The organism is Silanimonas lenta DSM 16282, from assembly GCF_000429065.1.
GTDB lineage: Bacteria > Pseudomonadota > Gammaproteobacteria > Xanthomonadales > Xanthomonadaceae > Silanimonas > Silanimonas lenta.
Window position 1 is genome coordinate 71,582 of the sequence record NZ_KE386844.1, and the last position, 14,958, is coordinate 86,539.

The 14,958-nt window shown below is 73.5% G+C and carries 12 protein-coding genes; 7 read left to right on the plus strand and 5 right to left on the minus strand.

Features of this window, described 5'->3' with window-relative positions:
• Positions 1-17 precede the first annotated feature (17 nt).
• The 4 genes from G408_RS14000 to def are packed head-to-tail and all read right to left on the minus strand — an operon-like array spanning position 18 to position 4,529.
• Entirely contained in the window at positions 18-1,751 is a 1,734-nt protein-coding gene (locus G408_RS14000) for an ArnT family glycosyltransferase (protein ID WP_051282828.1), read from the minus strand.
• Positions 1,748-3,079, minus strand: coding sequence for a 16S rRNA (cytosine(967)-C(5))-methyltransferase RsmB (rsmB, locus tag G408_RS0109095; protein WP_028770831.1), 1,332 nt, complete (start codon positions 3,077-3,079; stop codon positions 1,748-1,750). The genes G408_RS14000 and rsmB overlap by 4 nt, the downstream gene beginning before the upstream one ends.
• Positions 3,076-4,023: a methionyl-tRNA formyltransferase gene (gene fmt / locus G408_RS0109100; RefSeq protein ID WP_211226667.1), complete on the minus strand. Its 948-nt coding sequence runs from the start codon at positions 4,021-4,023 to the stop codon at positions 3,076-3,078. The genes rsmB and fmt overlap by 4 nt, the downstream gene beginning before the upstream one ends.
• Positions 4,023-4,529 carry a peptide deformylase gene (gene def, locus G408_RS0109105; RefSeq protein WP_028770833.1) on the minus strand — a complete coding sequence of 169 codons (507 nt, stop codon included), beginning with the start codon at positions 4,527-4,529 and terminating at the stop codon, positions 4,023-4,025. Before def ends, fmt begins: the two co-directional genes overlap by 1 nt.
• A 204-nt stretch (positions 4,530-4,733) precedes the next feature.
• On the opposite strand from def, the gene G408_RS0109110 reads away from it, so the two are divergent.
• The 7 genes from G408_RS0109110 (at position 4,734) to G408_RS0109140 (ending at position 14,117) form a co-directional block, all read left to right on the plus strand.
• Positions 4,734-5,852: a LysM peptidoglycan-binding domain-containing protein gene (locus G408_RS0109110; protein WP_028770834.1), complete on the plus strand. Its 1,119-nt coding sequence runs from the start codon at positions 4,734-4,736 to the stop codon at positions 5,850-5,852.
• A gap of 63 nt (positions 5,853-5,915) precedes the next feature.
• The gene (gene dprA / locus G408_RS14005; protein ID WP_051282829.1) at positions 5,916-7,112 is read left to right on the plus strand and encodes a DNA-processing protein DprA; all 1,197 of its coding nucleotides are present in this window, start codon (positions 5,916-5,918) and stop codon (positions 7,110-7,112) included.
• A 6-nt stretch (positions 7,113-7,118) separates the two neighbouring features.
• Entirely contained in the window at positions 7,119-7,592 is a 474-nt protein-coding gene (locus tag G408_RS0109120) for a DUF494 family protein (protein ID WP_028770835.1), read from the plus strand.
• An 80-nt stretch (positions 7,593-7,672) separates the two neighbouring features.
• Positions 7,673-8,884 (plus strand): RDD family protein, encoded by a 1,212-nt coding sequence (locus tag G408_RS14010; protein WP_051282830.1) that lies wholly within the window; start codon positions 7,673-7,675, stop codon positions 8,882-8,884.
• A gap of 114 nt (positions 8,885-8,998) precedes the next feature.
• Positions 8,999-11,536: a DNA topoisomerase I gene (locus tag G408_RS0109130; protein WP_028770836.1), complete on the plus strand. Its 2,538-nt coding sequence runs from the start codon at positions 8,999-9,001 to the stop codon at positions 11,534-11,536.
• 131 nt (positions 11,537-11,667) lie between these two features.
• Positions 11,668-13,392 carry a trypsin-like serine peptidase gene (locus tag G408_RS14015; protein WP_051282831.1) on the plus strand — a complete coding sequence of 575 codons (1,725 nt, stop codon included), beginning with the start codon at positions 11,668-11,670 and terminating at the stop codon, positions 13,390-13,392.
• An 8-nt stretch (positions 13,393-13,400) separates the two neighbouring features.
• Positions 13,401-14,117, plus strand: a complete 717-nt coding sequence (locus G408_RS0109140; protein WP_028770837.1) for a hypothetical protein — start codon at positions 13,401-13,403, stop codon at positions 14,115-14,117.
• A gap of 56 nt (positions 14,118-14,173) precedes the next feature.
• Here G408_RS0109140 and G408_RS0109145 read toward each other — a convergent pair whose 3' ends face one another.
• The gene (locus G408_RS0109145) at positions 14,174-14,953 is read right to left on the minus strand and encodes an SDR family oxidoreductase (RefSeq protein ID WP_037412893.1); all 780 of its coding nucleotides are present in this window, start codon (positions 14,951-14,953) and stop codon (positions 14,174-14,176) included.
• Between the last annotated feature and the right edge of the window lie 5 nt (positions 14,954-14,958).

Below are 14,958 nucleotides of genomic sequence, written 5' to 3' on the forward strand. Positions count from 1 at the left end.
GCAGCCGGGGGGCGGCATCATTCCGGAGGCGCCTGCGGCACCGCAAGCACCGCCTCGTCGAGCGGGCAGGCGGCCACGCCCTCGGCCCGCACCAGCACCCAGGCCCGGCGGTTGCCACGGCCCACCGGCTCGCGCGCCGCCTCCGGCACGCAGGCGGGCACCGAGGCCGCCTCGGCGAACACCCGGCGTTCCGCCGGAGCCTCGCGCAGCCAGGCAATCGCCCGCAGCCACTGCCGCTCCCAGGGCGCGCGGAAGCCGAACTCGGCCACCGGCCCGCTGGCCTGCAGCAGGTTCTGCTCGCGCCAGGCCACCAGGCCCAGCGTGGTCTCGGGCCCGGCGCGCTCGCGCGCCGCCTGCATCACCGCCCGCGCCGAGTTCTCGTCGTCGAGCACCGGATGCACCACGAAGCCCCAGCCCAGCCACAGGCCGCCGAGCAGCACCGCCGGCGCCGCGAGCGGCGCCCGCCGCCTCGCTAGCAGCAGGGTGGCGAGGGTGAGCAGGCCCACCGCCACCAGCATGCCCCAGAGCCAGAGGGCCTCCGCCCCGAGGCCACGTTCGGCCAGCAGCCGGGCCTCGAAGCGCGGCTCGCCCAACAGCGCCCAGCCGCCGGCCAGGAGCAGCAGGACCGCGAGGCCCACGGCATAGGCGAGCAGCGCGCGGCGCGGCCCCGGGCGGCGCAGCAGGCCCTCGAGGAAGGGCGCGGCAGCCAGCGCGAAGGCCGGCAGGGCCGGCAGGATGTACATGTCGCGCTTGCCGGTGCTACCGGTGAAGAACAGCAGCACCAGCAGGCCCCAGGCCAGCGGCAGCCAGACCCGGGCCTCGCGCCCGCGCCAGGCGTCGCGCCAGGGCGCGAGCAGCCAGGGCCAGAGCAGGGCGAAGGGCGCCCAGAACAGCGCGATCACATAGGCGTAGTACCAGACCGGCTCGTGGTGGTGCCAGGCATCGACGTAGCGCGTCACGGTCTGCCGGAACAGCAGCTCGTCGAGGTAGGCGCGGTGCGCCGGGTCGCCGTCGGTGAGGGCGAGCAAAAGCATCGGCAGGAACCAGAGCAGGATGGCGGCGAGGAAGCTGCCGGCCAGCGCCGCCCAGCGCCAGGCATCGCCCGGCGCCGCAGGCCGCAGGCCGCCCCAGCCGGCGCGGCGCATCAGGGCGAAGGGCAGCAGGGCGAAGAGCGGCAGGAAGCCCACGCCCTTCGCCACCACGCCAAGCCCGGCGGCGAAGCCGCCGAGCCAGGCCCAGCGCCAGGCCGGGCCGAGCAGCAGGTGGCGCAGCAGGCCATAGAGCGCCAGCGTGGTGAGCCCGACCAGCACGGGATCGATCTGCGCCCGCTTGGCCTGGTAGACGAAGGCCGGCGCCACCAGCACCGCCGTGGCCGCGAGCAGGCCGGCGCGCGGGTTCCACAGGCGACGCCCGAGGTCGTAGGTCAGGCCCAGGGTGGCCATGGCGGCGAGCAGCGAGGGCAGCAGGAAGCTCCAGCGGATCGAGCCGGTGAGGGCCTGCCCCAGGGCGAGCAGCCAGAGGAAGAGCGGCGGCTTGTCGGGGTAGAGCTCGGCGCCGCGGCGCGGGAACCACCAGTCGCCGCTCTCCAGCATCTGCCGCGCCACCAGCACGAAGCGCGGCTCGTCGGCCGGCCAGGGATCGCGCAGGCCGAAGCCGGCCGCGATCACCAGGAAGGCGAGCGCGAAGAAGACCCAGGCCTCGCGGCGGTCTTGCGGCGAGAGGGCCGGGGAAGCGGGAAACGCCGGGGTCATGCGCGGGCCTCGCGTTCGATCAGGGCATAGAAGAAGCCATCGCCATCGTCCTCGCCGGGAAAGCGCTGGTGGCCGTGGCCGGTATCGAGGCCGAAGCGCGGCGGCAGCGGCCGCAGGCGCGCCGCGGGCGTGCGGGCGAGGAAGGCGGCCACCTGGCGGTCGTTCTCGTCGCGGAACACCGAGCAGGTGGCGTAGAGCAGGCGCCCGCCCGGGCGCAGCAGCGGGAACAGGGCATCGAGCAGGCGGGCCTGGGTGTCCCCCAGAGCCTCGAGATCGGTGGCGCGGCGGTGCAGGCGGATGTCCGGCTGGCGGCGCAGGATGCCGCTGGCCGAACAGGGGGCATCGAGCAGGATGGCATCGAAGGCGCGGCCGTCGTGCCAGGCCTCGGGCCGGGTGGCATCGGCGGTCCTCGCGGTGAAGCGCGCCGGCGAGGGCGCAAGGAAGTCCACCAGCGCGCGCACCCGCGCCAGCCGCGCCGCATCGACATCGAGGGCCAGCACCTCGCCCGCCGCGCCCACCGCGGAAAGCAGGCCCACGGTCTTGCCACCCGGCGCAGCGCAGGCATCCAGCACGCGGCTGCCCGGCGCGGGCGCCAGGGCCTCCACCGCCAGCTGGGCGGCGAGGTCCTGCACATGGAAGGCGCCCTCGGCATGGCCGGGCAGGCTGGCCGGATTGGCGCGCTCGCACAGGCGCAGGCTGTGCGCCGCGATGCCGGGCCGGGTGGCGATGCCGGCGGCGGCGAGGCGGGCCGCGAGCGCCTCGCGCGCCACCCGCGGGGCATTGGCGCGCAGCCACAGCGGTGCTGGTCCCTCGCCCGCCGCCAGCAGGGCCTCCAGCCGCTCCGGCCAGTCGCGCTCCAGCCGGGCCAGCCACCACGCGGGGTAGCCGGCATCGGCGCGCGGATCGGCCGGCGGGGGCCAGGGCTCGCGGCTGGCGCGGCGCAGCAGGGCATTGAACAGGCCGGCGAGGCCCGGGCGGCCGAGCAGCTTCACCGCATCCACCGTGGCGCCCACCGCGGCATGCGCCGGCAGGCCGAGCGGATCGAGCTGGGCGAGGCCGAGGGCGAGCAGGCGCGCCGCCTCGCGGTCCTTCGCCGTGCGCATCGGCAGGGGCTTCGCCAGCCAGGCCGCGAGCACCCGGGCGTGCCGGGCCTGCTGGCGCAGGGCGGCGAACAGCATCGCCTCCAGCAGGGCGCGGTCGCGGGCATCGGCGATGCTCGGCAACACCTCGGCCAGCACCGCCTTCAGCGAGCGGCCCTCGTCGAGCACGGCGCACAGGGCCCGCGCCGCCGTCACGCGCAGCCGGGCGCCGGCCGGCGCCACGCTCATGCCGTCCTCAGCTGCGGGCGGGCATTGAGATAGTCGGCGGCCGCCATCGGCCGGCCGCCCTCGCGCTGCACCGTGGTCAGGCGCAGGGCGCCCTCGCCACAGCGCAGCACGAGGCCCTCGCGGTCTGCCGAGAGCAGGCTGCCCGGCGGCCTCCCCGTCCCGCCCAGGGCCGCCACCGCGGCCTCGTCCAGCGGGACGGCGGCATGCACCCGCAGGCGCTCGCCGGCCAGCTCGCACTCGGCCACCGGCCAGGGCTGGAAGGCCCGCAGCTTGCGCCAGAGCACCAGCGCCGGCTGGGTGAAATCGAGGCGCGCCTCGGCCTTCTCCAGCTTGCGCGCATAGGTCACGCCCTCGGCCGGCTGCGGCATGGGCGGCAGCGGCTCGCCGCGGGCGAGGCGTTCCAAGCCGTCGGCTAACACCTCGCCGCCCAGCCGCGAGAGCCGGTCGTGCAGGCTGCCGCCGGTGTCGCCGTCCTCGATCGGGGTGCGCCGCCGGAGCAGCACCGGCCCGGTATCGAGGCCCTTCTCCATCTGCATCAAATCGACCCCGGTCTCGGCGTCGCCGGCCTCCAGCGCGCGCTGGATCGGCGCCGCGCCGCGCCAACGCGGCAGCAGCGAGGCATGCACGTTCCAGCAGCCATGGCGCGGGATGTCGAGCACCGCCTGCGGCAGGATCAGGCCATAGGCCACCACCACCAGCAGATCGGGCGCCAGCGCCCGCAGGGCCTCCTGCTCGGCGGCATCGCGCAGGCTCGCCGGCTGCCGCACGGCAAGGCCGAGGGCGCGGGCGCGCTGCTTCACCGGCGATTCGGCGAGCCCGCGGCCGCGCCCCGCCGGGCGGTCGGGCTGGGTGTACACCGCCAGCACCTCGGCCCGCGCAACGAGCGCCTCGAGGCAGGGCAGGCCGAACTCGGGCGTGCCCGCGAACACCGCGCGCAAGGCCATCAGCCCTGCTCGACCTTCGCCAGCTTGGCCAGCTTCTTCATCGCCATCTCGCGCTTGAGCGGCGTGAGGTAATCGACGAAGACCTTGCCGTCGAGATGGTCCATCTCGTGCTGCACGCACACCGCCTCGAGTCCCTCGGCGGTGAACTCGTAGGGCGCGCCGTCGCGGTCGAGGGCGCGCACCGTCACACGCTCGGCGCGCTTCACCTCGGCGAACACCGTGGGCACCGAGAGGCAGCCCTCCTTGCACACCTGGGTGCCGCTCGAGGCCACGATCTCCGGATTGATCAGCACCTTCTGCCGCGATTTGTCGTCTGACACGTCCATCACGATCAGGCGCAGGTGGCGGTCCACCTGGGTGGCGGCAAGCCCGATGCCCGGCTCGTGGTACATGGTCTCGAACATGTCGTCGATCAGGGCGCGGAGCTCGTCGTCCACCCGCTCGACGGGCTTGGCGACGGTGCGCAGGCGGGGGTCGGGGAAACGCAGGATGGGCAGCAGGGCCATGGACACTCGCTTGGCAGAGCGCGGCCTCGCGGCCGCCACCGCGACAGTGTAGCGGCCTGCCCCCGGGGCGCTGGCTGAATTGCCCGGCCGGCGGGATGGCGCGGCCCTTCCCGCGCGCCCGGACGGCCCCCGTTGCGCCGGCGTGAATGTTCTGGTCTATAGTGACAAGTGTTAACCTTGCGGAAAATCAGGGGGATAGCGGCCATGTTTAAACGGCTTTGTGCGGTGACCGCCGCCGCGCTGCTGACGATCGGAACGTACGCCGCCGCGGTCGAGATGCGGGAAGGGCATCCATCGACCTACGTCGTGCAGCGCGGAGACACGCTCTGGGGCATCGCCGGCCGCTTCCTCTCGAAGCCCTGGCTGTGGCCGGAGATCTGGCAGGCCAACCCGCAGATCGAGAATCCGCACCGCATCTTCCCCGGCGACGTGATCAGCCTTGCCTACCTCGATGGCAAGCCGGTGCTGAGCACCCAGCCCGGCCCGCGCAGCGAGCCTGCCATCACCACCATCCCGCTCTCCGACATCGAGCCCTTCCTGCGCCAGAGCCAGGTGGTCTCGAGCCTCGAGGGCCTGCCGCACGTGGTCAGCCTGGAGAGCGAGCGGCTGCGCGGCGCCGAGGGCCAGATGGCCTATGTGCGCGGCCTCTCCGGAGTGTCGGTGGGCGATACGGTGATGCTGGTGCGCCCCACCCATCACTTCCGCCTGCCGGCCGAGCGCCGCCGTCTCAACACCATCCCCACCGAGCTCGACTTCCGCGGCGACGAGACCTACCGCGACGTGCGCAGCGCCTGGGGCCGCGACCTCGCCCGCGGCGAGAGCCTGGGCTATGAGCTCACCCGCCAGGGCCTGGGCCGGGTGACCCAGGTGCAGGGCGACGTCACCCTGGTGCTGCTGGTCGACAGCACCGCCGATGTGCGCGTGGGCGACCGCGTGGTGCCCGCCGAAGCCCAGCCCTACGACGACAGCTTCCTGCCGCAGGCGCCGGCCTCGGTGCCCGGGCATGCGGCGGTGCTGGCCATCGCCGATGCCGCGCTCGCCGGTGGTCCGAACAGCGTGGTGGCGCTCTCGGTGGGCAGCGCCGATGGCGTGCGCAACGGCACCGTGTTCTCCACCTGGCGGCCCGGCAGCGCCGTGCCGGACGATGCCCGGCACCGCAACCGCCTGCGCGCCGATGCCGACAAGGTGCAGCTGCCCGACGAGTTCACCGGCCGGCTGATGGTGTTCCGCACCTTCGAGCGCGTGAGCTACGCGCTGGTGATGGAGGGCATCCGCCCCATCACCGTGGGCGACCGGCTCAAGCATCCCGACGCGGTGCAGTAAGACCCCCGCGCGCAGGGATTTCCGATGCAGGGCGCCTTCGGGCGCCCTCATCGTTTCTGCGGCATGGACGCCCTCGACGCCTTCCTCCAGCTCCAGCATGCCGCCGGCAACGCCGCCTGGCTGCGCCAGGCCATCGACACCGCGGGCGGGCCGCTCGCTCTCGCCAGGCATCTCATGGGCGGCACGGCGGCCGACTGGCAGGCCGCCGGCGCTCCTGCCGCGCTGCGTGCCGCCGCGCTGGGCGCCGGGGCCCGGCAGGCCGCCGCCCTCGCCCGCGCCTGGCAGGCCGGCGGACCGGAGCGCCATCTCATCCCCTGGGGCGATGCTGCCTACCCCGGCCTGCTGCGCGAAGCGCCCTCGCCGCCCAGCCTGCTCTACGTCGAAGGGCAGGCAGAACGGCTCTGGTGGCCGCAGATCGCCGTGGTGGGCAGCCGCGCCCCGAGCCCGGCGGGCCGCGAGCGCGCGCAGCGCTGGGCCCGGGCCTTCGCCGAAGCGGGCTTCGTCGTCACCAGCGGGCTGGCCAACGGCATCGACGCCGCTGCGCACACCGCCTGCCTCGGGGCCCCGGGCAGCATCGCCGTCATCGGCACCGGGCCCGACCTCGCCTACCCGGCCGCGCACCGGCCGCTGCAGGCGGAGGTGGCCCGCGAGGGCTGCGTGGTGAGCGAACACCCGCCCGGCACGCGGGCGCGGGCCGCGCACTTCCCCTCGCGCAACCGGATCATCGCCGGGCTCTCGCTGGCCACCGTGGTGGTGGAGGCGGCGCTGCGCTCCGGCTCCCTGATCACCGCCCGGCTCGCCGCCGAGGCCGGGCGCGAGGTCTTCGCCCTGCCCGGCGCCCCGGAGAACCCCAAGGCCCGCGGCTGCCACCGCCTGATCCGTGAAGGCGCCACCCTGGCCGACGATCCCGCACAGGTGGTCGAGGCCCTGGCCGGCGCGGCGTGCCAGCTCGCCCCGGCCCTGGCCGCCCGGCTGGAGGCAGGAGACGGCCGCTCCCCGCCCCCGGCGGCCCTGCCCGCGGCGCAGGCGCCTGCCGGGTCGGCACTAGTCAGCGCAGAGGCCGGGCGGGTGCTGGCCGCACTGGACGGCGCCGGCGCCAGCCTCGAGGTCCTCGCCGCCCGCGCGGGATTGACGCCGGCCGCCCTCGCCCCCATCCTGCTCGACATGGAGTTGGAAGGTCGTCTCACGCAGCAGCACGGGGTGTACCTCCCCTGCGGCTCCGCCCCTCCCACACGCGCTGGGTCCCAGCGCAGGCGCTAGGGTGTGATGAAAGAATCGATCCTCGACGTACTGCTCTATCTCTTCGAACACTACTTCAACGACGAGGCCGACCTCGTCCGCGACCGCGACTCCCTCCAGGCCAGCCTGCTCGAGGCCGGCTTCAGCCCCGCCGAGATCCACAAGGCCTTCGAATGGCTCGACGAACTGGCCGAACAGCGGCCGGCGGTGGCCAATGCGCGCGTCGATGGTCCGGTGCGGCTCTACACCGCGCCCGAGTACGCCAAGCTCGACGCCGAGGGCATCGGCTTCCTGATGTTCCTCGAGCAGAACGGCGTGCTCGGCCCCGAGCAGCGCGAGCTGGTGGTCGACCGGGCGATGGCGCTCGACCAGGACGAGATCGACCTCGATGACCTCAAGTGGGTGGTGCTGATGGTGCTCTTCAACCAGCCGGGGGCCGAGGCCGCCTATGCCTGGATGGAGAACCTGATGTTCGGCGAGGCGCCGCTGCCGACCCACTGAAGGACGGCGCCGCACCCCGTCGCCTCCCGCCCCCCGCGGCCCCTCCCGCGCTTCCCCCCTTCCTGCCAAGGATTCCAGGCATGTCCAACACCCTGTGGTACTACGTCAGTGCCGACCGCCAGCGCCATGGCCCGGTAGGGGCCGACGTGCTTCGCGCACTCGCCGCCGATGGCAGCCTCACCGCCACCAGCCTGGTCTGGCGCGAGGGCCTGTCGGAATGGCAGCCGCTTTCCACCCTCGCCGCCGAGCTCGGCCTCGCCCCCGGAAGCACGCCGCCGCCGCTTCCCGCCGGCGATGGCAACGGCGATGGCGCCGCGACCGGCCACGGCCCCGGTGCCGCCCCCGTGCCAGCCGGTGCCGATGCCGTGGTGGACGCCGGCTTCCTGCGCCGTCTCGCGGCCCATCTGATCGATACCGTCCTGCTCGCCGGTGCCGGCTACGCGCTTCTCTTCCTGCTGCTCCTGGGCTCCGGCATCGGTCTGGCCGGCATGGTGGCACTCTTCGATCCCGAGGCCCTGCCCCCGGACGACGGCCTGCTGGCCCTCCTCCTCGTCGGCCTCTACGGGCTGCCGATCCTGATGCAGGGCGCCTACCACATCCTGTTCACCGCCTCGGCCTGGCAGGCCACGCCGGGCAAGCGCGCCGTGGGCATCAAGGTGGTCGATGCCGAAGGCCGGCGCCTCGGCCTCGGGCGCTCGGCCGGGCGCTGGTTCGCCGCTGCCCTGTCCTATCTCACGCTCTACCTCGGCTTCCTGATGGCGGCCTTCACCCGGCGCAAGCTGGCCCTGCACGACATGCTGGCCGGCACCCGCGTGGTCGACCAGTGGGCCTACACCGCGCATCCCGAGCGCCAGCAGCGCGGGCTTGGCGGCTGCGCCATCGCCACGCTGGCGGCAGGCGGGCTGTTCTTCGCCCTGGTCTTCCTCGCCACCCTGGCCGCCATCGCCCTGCCCGCCTACCAGGAGTACACCCAGCGCTCGCACATCAGCGAACTCATGGGGCAGGCCGCGCCCTACCAGACGGCGATGGACGACTTCCTTGCCAATACCGACCGCTGCCCCGACGACTTCGGCGAAATCGGACTTGCGCCATTTGCGCACGCCCTGGTGGCAGAGGCCGAACTCGGCGAGAACGGCCTCGGGGAATGCGTGCTGCAACTGGTGCTGGAGCAGGACCAGGCGCTCGGCGCGCTGGCCGGCGAATACGTCTGGTTCAGCGTGGGCAGCCGCGATGGATTCCGCTGCCGCAGCAGTGCGGCAGACGAACTGCTGCCGCCGGCCTGCCGCGGTTGAGCTTGACACCGCCACCACGGCGGTGCCCCTAATGAAAAAAGGAAGGCCCGCCGCATGGCGGGCCTTCGCCCCTTCGCGCGACCCGCCGCGCGCGGCCCTCACGGACCTCCGGACATGGCGAAGAACCTCCTCATCGTCGAATCGCCCGCGAAGGCGAAAACCATCAACAAGTACCTGGGCAAGGACTTCCAGGTGCTGGCCAGCTACGGCCATGTGCGCGATCTCGTGCCCAAGGAGGGCGCGGTCGATCCCGAGCATGGCTTCGCCATGCGCTACGAGCTGATCGACAAGAACGAGAAGCACGTCGATGCCATCGCCCGGGCGGCGAAGGACGCCGATGCCATCTACCTTGCCACCGACCCGGACCGCGAAGGCGAGGCGATCAGCTGGCACATCGCCGAGATCCTGAAGGAGCGCAGGCTGCTGAAGGACAAGCCGCTGCACCGGGTGGTGTTCACCGAGATCACGCCGCGCGCCATCCGCGAGGCGGTGGAACACCCGCGCACGGTGAGCGATGCCCTGGTGAATGCCCAGCAGGCGCGCCGCGCGCTCGACTATCTCGTCGGCTTCAATCTCTCGCCTCTGCTCTGGCGCAAGGTGCAGCGCGGCCTCTCGGCCGGACGCGTGCAGTCGCCGGCGCTGCGCATGATCGTCGAGCGTGAGGAGGAGATCGAGGCCTTCGTGCCGCGCGAGTACTGGTCGATCGCCGCCGAGGCCGCGCATCCGAAGCAGGCCTTCAGCGCCAAGCTGACCCGGCTCGATGGCGCCAGGGTCGAGCAGTTCACGATCACCGACGGCGAGACGGCCGAGGCCGCGCGCGCGCGGATCATCCGCGACGCGCAAGGCCTGCTGGTGGTCACCGATGTCGAGAGCAAGCAGCGCAAGCGCCGGCCGGCGCCGCCCTTCATCACGTCCACCCTGCAGCAGGAGGCGGCGCGCAAGCTCGGCTTCTCCACCAGCCGCACCATGCGCGTGGCGCAGAAGCTCTACGAGGGCGTGGCGCTGGGCGAGGAAGGCACGGTGGGCCTGATCAGCTACATGCGTACCGACTCGGTGAACCTGAGCGCCGAGGCCCTGGCCGAGATCCGCGACGTGATCGCCCGCGACTTCGGCACCCAGGCCCTGCCGGACCGGCCGAACTTCTACCAGACCAAGTCGAAGAACGCGCAGGAGGCCCACGAGGCGATCCGCCCGACCTCGGCCCTGCGCACCCCGGCCTCGGTGGCGCGCTTCCTCGCCGATGACGAGCGCCGGCTGTACGAGCTGATCTGGAAGCGCACGGTGGCCTCGCAGATGGTGCCGGCCACTCTCAACACCGTCTCGGTGGATCTCGCCGCCGGCAGCCAGCACGCCTTCCGCGTGAGCGGCACCACGGTGGTGGAACCCGGCTTCCTCGCCGTCTACGAGGAGGGCAAGGACGCCAGGGGCGAGGAAGACGACGAGGAGGGCCGCAAACTGCCGGAGATGAAACCCGGCGACCGCGTGCCACTGGCCGCCGTCACCGCCACCCAGCACTTCACCGAGCCGCCGCCGCGCTATTCGGAGGCCTCGCTGGTGAAGGCGCTCGAGGAGTACGGCATCGGCCGCCCCTCCACCTACGCCAGCATCATCCAGACCCTGCTCAACCGCGAGTACGTCTACCTCGACGCACGCCGCTTCCGCCCCACCGACGTGGGCCGCGCGGTGGCGAAGTTCCTCTCGGCGCACTTCACCCAGTACGTGGATTACGACTTCACCGCCCGCCTGGAGGACGAGCTCGACGAGGTCTCGCGCGGCGAGACCGACTGGATTCCGCTGCTCGAGCGCTTCTGGAAGCCGTTCTCGAAGACCGTGGAGGAGAAGGGCGAGAGCGTGGAGCGCAGCGAGGCCTCGGGCGCGCGCCTGCTGGGCGTGGATCCGGCGAGCGGCAAGCCGGTGAGCGTGCGCCTCGGCCGCTACGGGCCCTTCGCCCAGATCGGCAGCGCCGAGGACGAGGAGAAGCCGCGCTTCGCCTCGCTGCGTGGCGGCCAGAGCATGCACACCATCACCCTCGAAGAGGCCCTGAAGCTGTTCGAGCTGCCGCGCACGCTCGGCACCTCGAACGGCGAGCCGGTGACGGTGGCAGTGGGCCGCTTCGGCCCCTTCGCCAAGCGCGGCAGCACCTATGCCTCGCTGGGCAAGGACGACGACCCCTACACCATCGACCTTGCGCGCGCGCTGGAACTGATCGAGGCCAAGGAGCAGGCGATCGCCAACCGCACCATCAAGCGCTGGGACGAGGCCGGCATCGAGGTGCTGAACGGCCGCTTCGGCCCCTACATCACCGATGGCAGCAAGAACGGCAAGGTGCCCAAGGACCGCGACCCGGCCTCGCTGACGCTCGAGGAATGCCAGGCCATCCTCGAGGCCGCGCCGGAGGCCAGGGGCCGCTTCGCCCGCAAGGCGGCCGCGAAGAAGGCCCCGGCCAGGAAGGCCGCCGCGAAGAAGACGGCCAAGGCCACCGACGCCGCCCCTGCGATGAAGAAGACCGCCGCGAAGAAGCGCGCGACGAAGCAGGCCGCGGCCGGAAAGGCCGGTGCGAAGACCGCGGCGAAGAAGGCCGTCGGGAAGTCTCCGGCAACGAAGGCCCCGGCGAAGAAGGCCGCCACGCGCAAGGCCGCGGCCGGCGCCTGAGCCCGGCGCCCGGACAGCGGGCATTCACCCGGGCCGCGTTCCCGGCGGCGGCCGGCGGGGGTAGGATCGGAGGTCTACCCCCCCCCCCTCGAACTCGAGGCCATGGACGGCCCGCGTCACGGAGTCCTGCCATGTCCATCCGCTCGATCGCCGCCGCCGGCCTGATCGCCCTGCTGCCCCTGCCCCTGCTGGCCCAGAGCGTGGCCGGCGAACCGCTGCGGCCGGAGAATGCCAAGCGCGCCCAGGCCGAAGCCTTCCGCTCGCCGGCCGCCAGCGCCGCCCCCGCCCTGCACTTCCAGGCCCTGCCCGCCGGGCGCCTGGCCGCCCTGCAGCGCCACAACGCCGAGCAGGGCAAGCGCCTGCAGATCGGCCTGGTGCGCCGGGTGGCGGACGAGGCCGCAGCTAGCCCGCCGGAGCCCCTGTGGCTGCCGGTGCCGGGCGGCCGGGTGGCCCGCCTCGACGTGGTCTCGCCGGGGGCCGCCGCGCTGCGCGTGGCCCTTGATCCGCGCGGCCTGCCGCCGGGAGCCGAGATCCGCGTCGCCAGCCCGGAACTGCCGGTGGTGGAACTGGTCCGCGCCAGCGAGGCCCGCTCCCAGCTCGACGGCGCCGGCCTGTTCTGGAGCCCGGTGACCGAAGGCGAGCGCCAGCAGATCGAGGTCTTCGTGCCGGGCACCACCGAACCGGCCGGCACCGTGCTGCGGGTGGCCGCCCTCTCGCACCTCGTAGCCTCGCCCTTCCGTCCGCTCGCCCTGGCCAAGAGCCTCGGCAGCTCGGGCAGCTGCAACATCGACGTGGCCTGCCGCACCGGCAGCCTGGGCCAGGCCTTCATCAACGCCAAGAACGCCGTGGCGCGGATGGTGTTCAGCACCAGCGACGGCACGTTCACCTGCACCGGCACCCTGCTCAACGACACCGTCGCCGCCACCCAGGTGCCCTACTTCTACTCCGCGGCGCACTGCATCAGCCTGCAGAGCGAGGCCAATACCCTCACCACCTTCTGGAACTACGAAACCCCCACCTGCGGGGTGGCCAGCGCCGGGGCCAATACCCAGCTCACCGGCGGCGCCGACCTGCTGTTCGCCCAGCTCTCCTCCGATGCCCTGCTGCTGCGCCTGCGCAGCACGCCGCCGGCGGGAGCCTTCTTCGCCGGCTGGGACGCCGCCACGCTCAGTCCCTCGACCCAGGTCATCGGCATCCACCATCCGAGCGGCGACAACAAGAAATACAGCCGCGGCAACCACAGCGGCTTTAGTTCCAACGTCGACATCGGCGGCCAGAACGTGACCAGCGTGGCCCGCGCGAGCTGGGCCGAGGGCACCACCGAGGGCGGCAGCTCCGGCTCCGGCCTGTTCACCCTGAACTCGGGCGAGTACCGGCTGCGCGGCGGCCTGGCCGGCGGCGCGGCCTCCTGCGCCAACAGCGGCCAGAGCGAGGCGGCGGGCAATGTCGACTACTACTCGCGCTTCGACCAGGTCTTCCCCTCGATCCGCCAGTGGCTCGACCCGACCGTGGGCCCGACCCGCAACTACAGCGGCAACTGGTTCCTGCCGAGCGAGTCGGGCTGGGGCATCCAGGTGTTCGACTTCCCCGGCCAGCTCTTCGTGCTGTTCTTCGTCTACGACAGCGCCGGGCGCCCGGCCTGGTACCGCATGCAGGGCCCCTGGACCGGCGTGGACACCATCACCGCGACGCTGGAACGGCCGAGCGGCCCGCCCTGGGCCGCGCCCTACAACGCCGGCGGCATCGTCTTCACCTCGGTGGGCAGCGCCACCCTCACCTTCCTCTCGGAGAGCCAGGCCACGCTCAGCTTCAACGACGGCATCGTGAACCGTACGCTGACGCTGACCAAGATCTGAGGCCCGGGATGGCCCCCGCCCCGACACTGCGCCGCCGCTGGCCGGCGCGGCTGCTGGCCCCGCTCCTTGCCTGCGTGCTGCCCGCCGCAGCCGCGGAGCGCGCACCCGGGGTGGTCTACCGCTGCACCTCGCCGCAGGGCGCGGTGGCCCTGCAGGACGCCCCCTGCCCTGCCGGGCACCGCAGCGAGCGGCGCGAGATCGCCGCCTTCGCCCCACCCGCGGCACCGGCAGAGGCGCCGGCAGCGGCCCCGACGCAGGGCGGAACCGGTGCGGGCGCAGCGGAGCCCCCGGCCAGCGCAGCCAGTCCCACCGCGCCCCCCTCCACCACCGCCGCCGACGCCGGGGGCAGCCCCCCGCGCATCGAGTTCGGCCCCGCCGAACCCGCCGCGCCCCGGCCCCTGTCGATGCCGCCGCCGCTGTGGCGCTGCACCGATCTCAACGGCAAGGACCGCCTCGTCGATGCCTACGACCCGCAGCCGCGCTGCGTGCCGCTCTCGGTGCTCGGGGTGGACCTCTCGCGCGCCCCGCCCGCCGCGGCCACGCTGTGCCGCTGGGTGGAGGACCCCTGCGTGGAGCTGAGCGGCGAGGCGGCCTGCGCGGCCTGGAAGGAACGCCTGGACGTGGCGGAATCGGCCCTGCGCCAGGCCTTCAGCGATACGGCCGCCGAGCGGCGGCGCGAGCGCGACCGCGCCCGCGCGGTGCTCGAATCCGACTGCGGGGGCTGAGCCCGCGGAGGCACGAGGCAGGGGCAGGCCGCTGCCCGGACGCCCTCTCCCCGGGCTCAGAAGCCGTAGTGAAGGAAGCCGCCGTCCACTGCGAGGCACTGCCCGGTGACGTAGCTCGCGGCCGGCAGGCAGAGGAAGGCGATGGCCGCAGCCACTTCCTCCGGCTCGCCGATGCGCCCCATGGGCGTGCGCTCCAGCACCGCCTCGAGGTAGTCGGGGTCGGCGAGCGTGGGCGAGGTGCGGCGGGTGCGGATGTACCAGGGCAGCACGGCGTTCACGCGGATGCCCTCGGCGGCCCACTCGGCGGCGAGATTGCGGGTGAGCTGGTGCAGGGCCGCCTTGCTGGCGCCGTAGGGCGAGCCGGTGCGCACGTGGGTGGCGCCGGAGACCGAGCCGACGTTGACGATGGACGCGCTGGCGTGCTGCCGCAGCAGCGGGTAGGCGCCGCGGCAGAGCTCGAAGGCCGAGAACAGGTTGGTCTCGAAGATGGCGCGCCACTCGGCCTCGTCGTAATCGATGGTGGCGCGGCGCTGGTTGGTGCCGACGTTGTTGACGAGGATCGAAAGCCCGAGGCCGAGGCCCTCGATCCAGTCGAACAGGCGCTCGCGCCCGGCAGGATCGGCCACGTCGCAGGCCAGCACGTGCACCTCGGCGCCGGGCTGGTCCTCGCGCCATTCGGCGGCCGCGGCCTCGAGGGGGCCGGGGTCGCGGGCACAGGCCAGCACGGTGGCGCCGAGGCCGAGCAGCTCGGCGGCGGTGGCGCGGCCGATGCCGGCGCTGGCGCCGGTGACCAGGGCCACCTGGCCGTCGAGACGCCAGCGCAGGGGCGTCGCCATCGTGC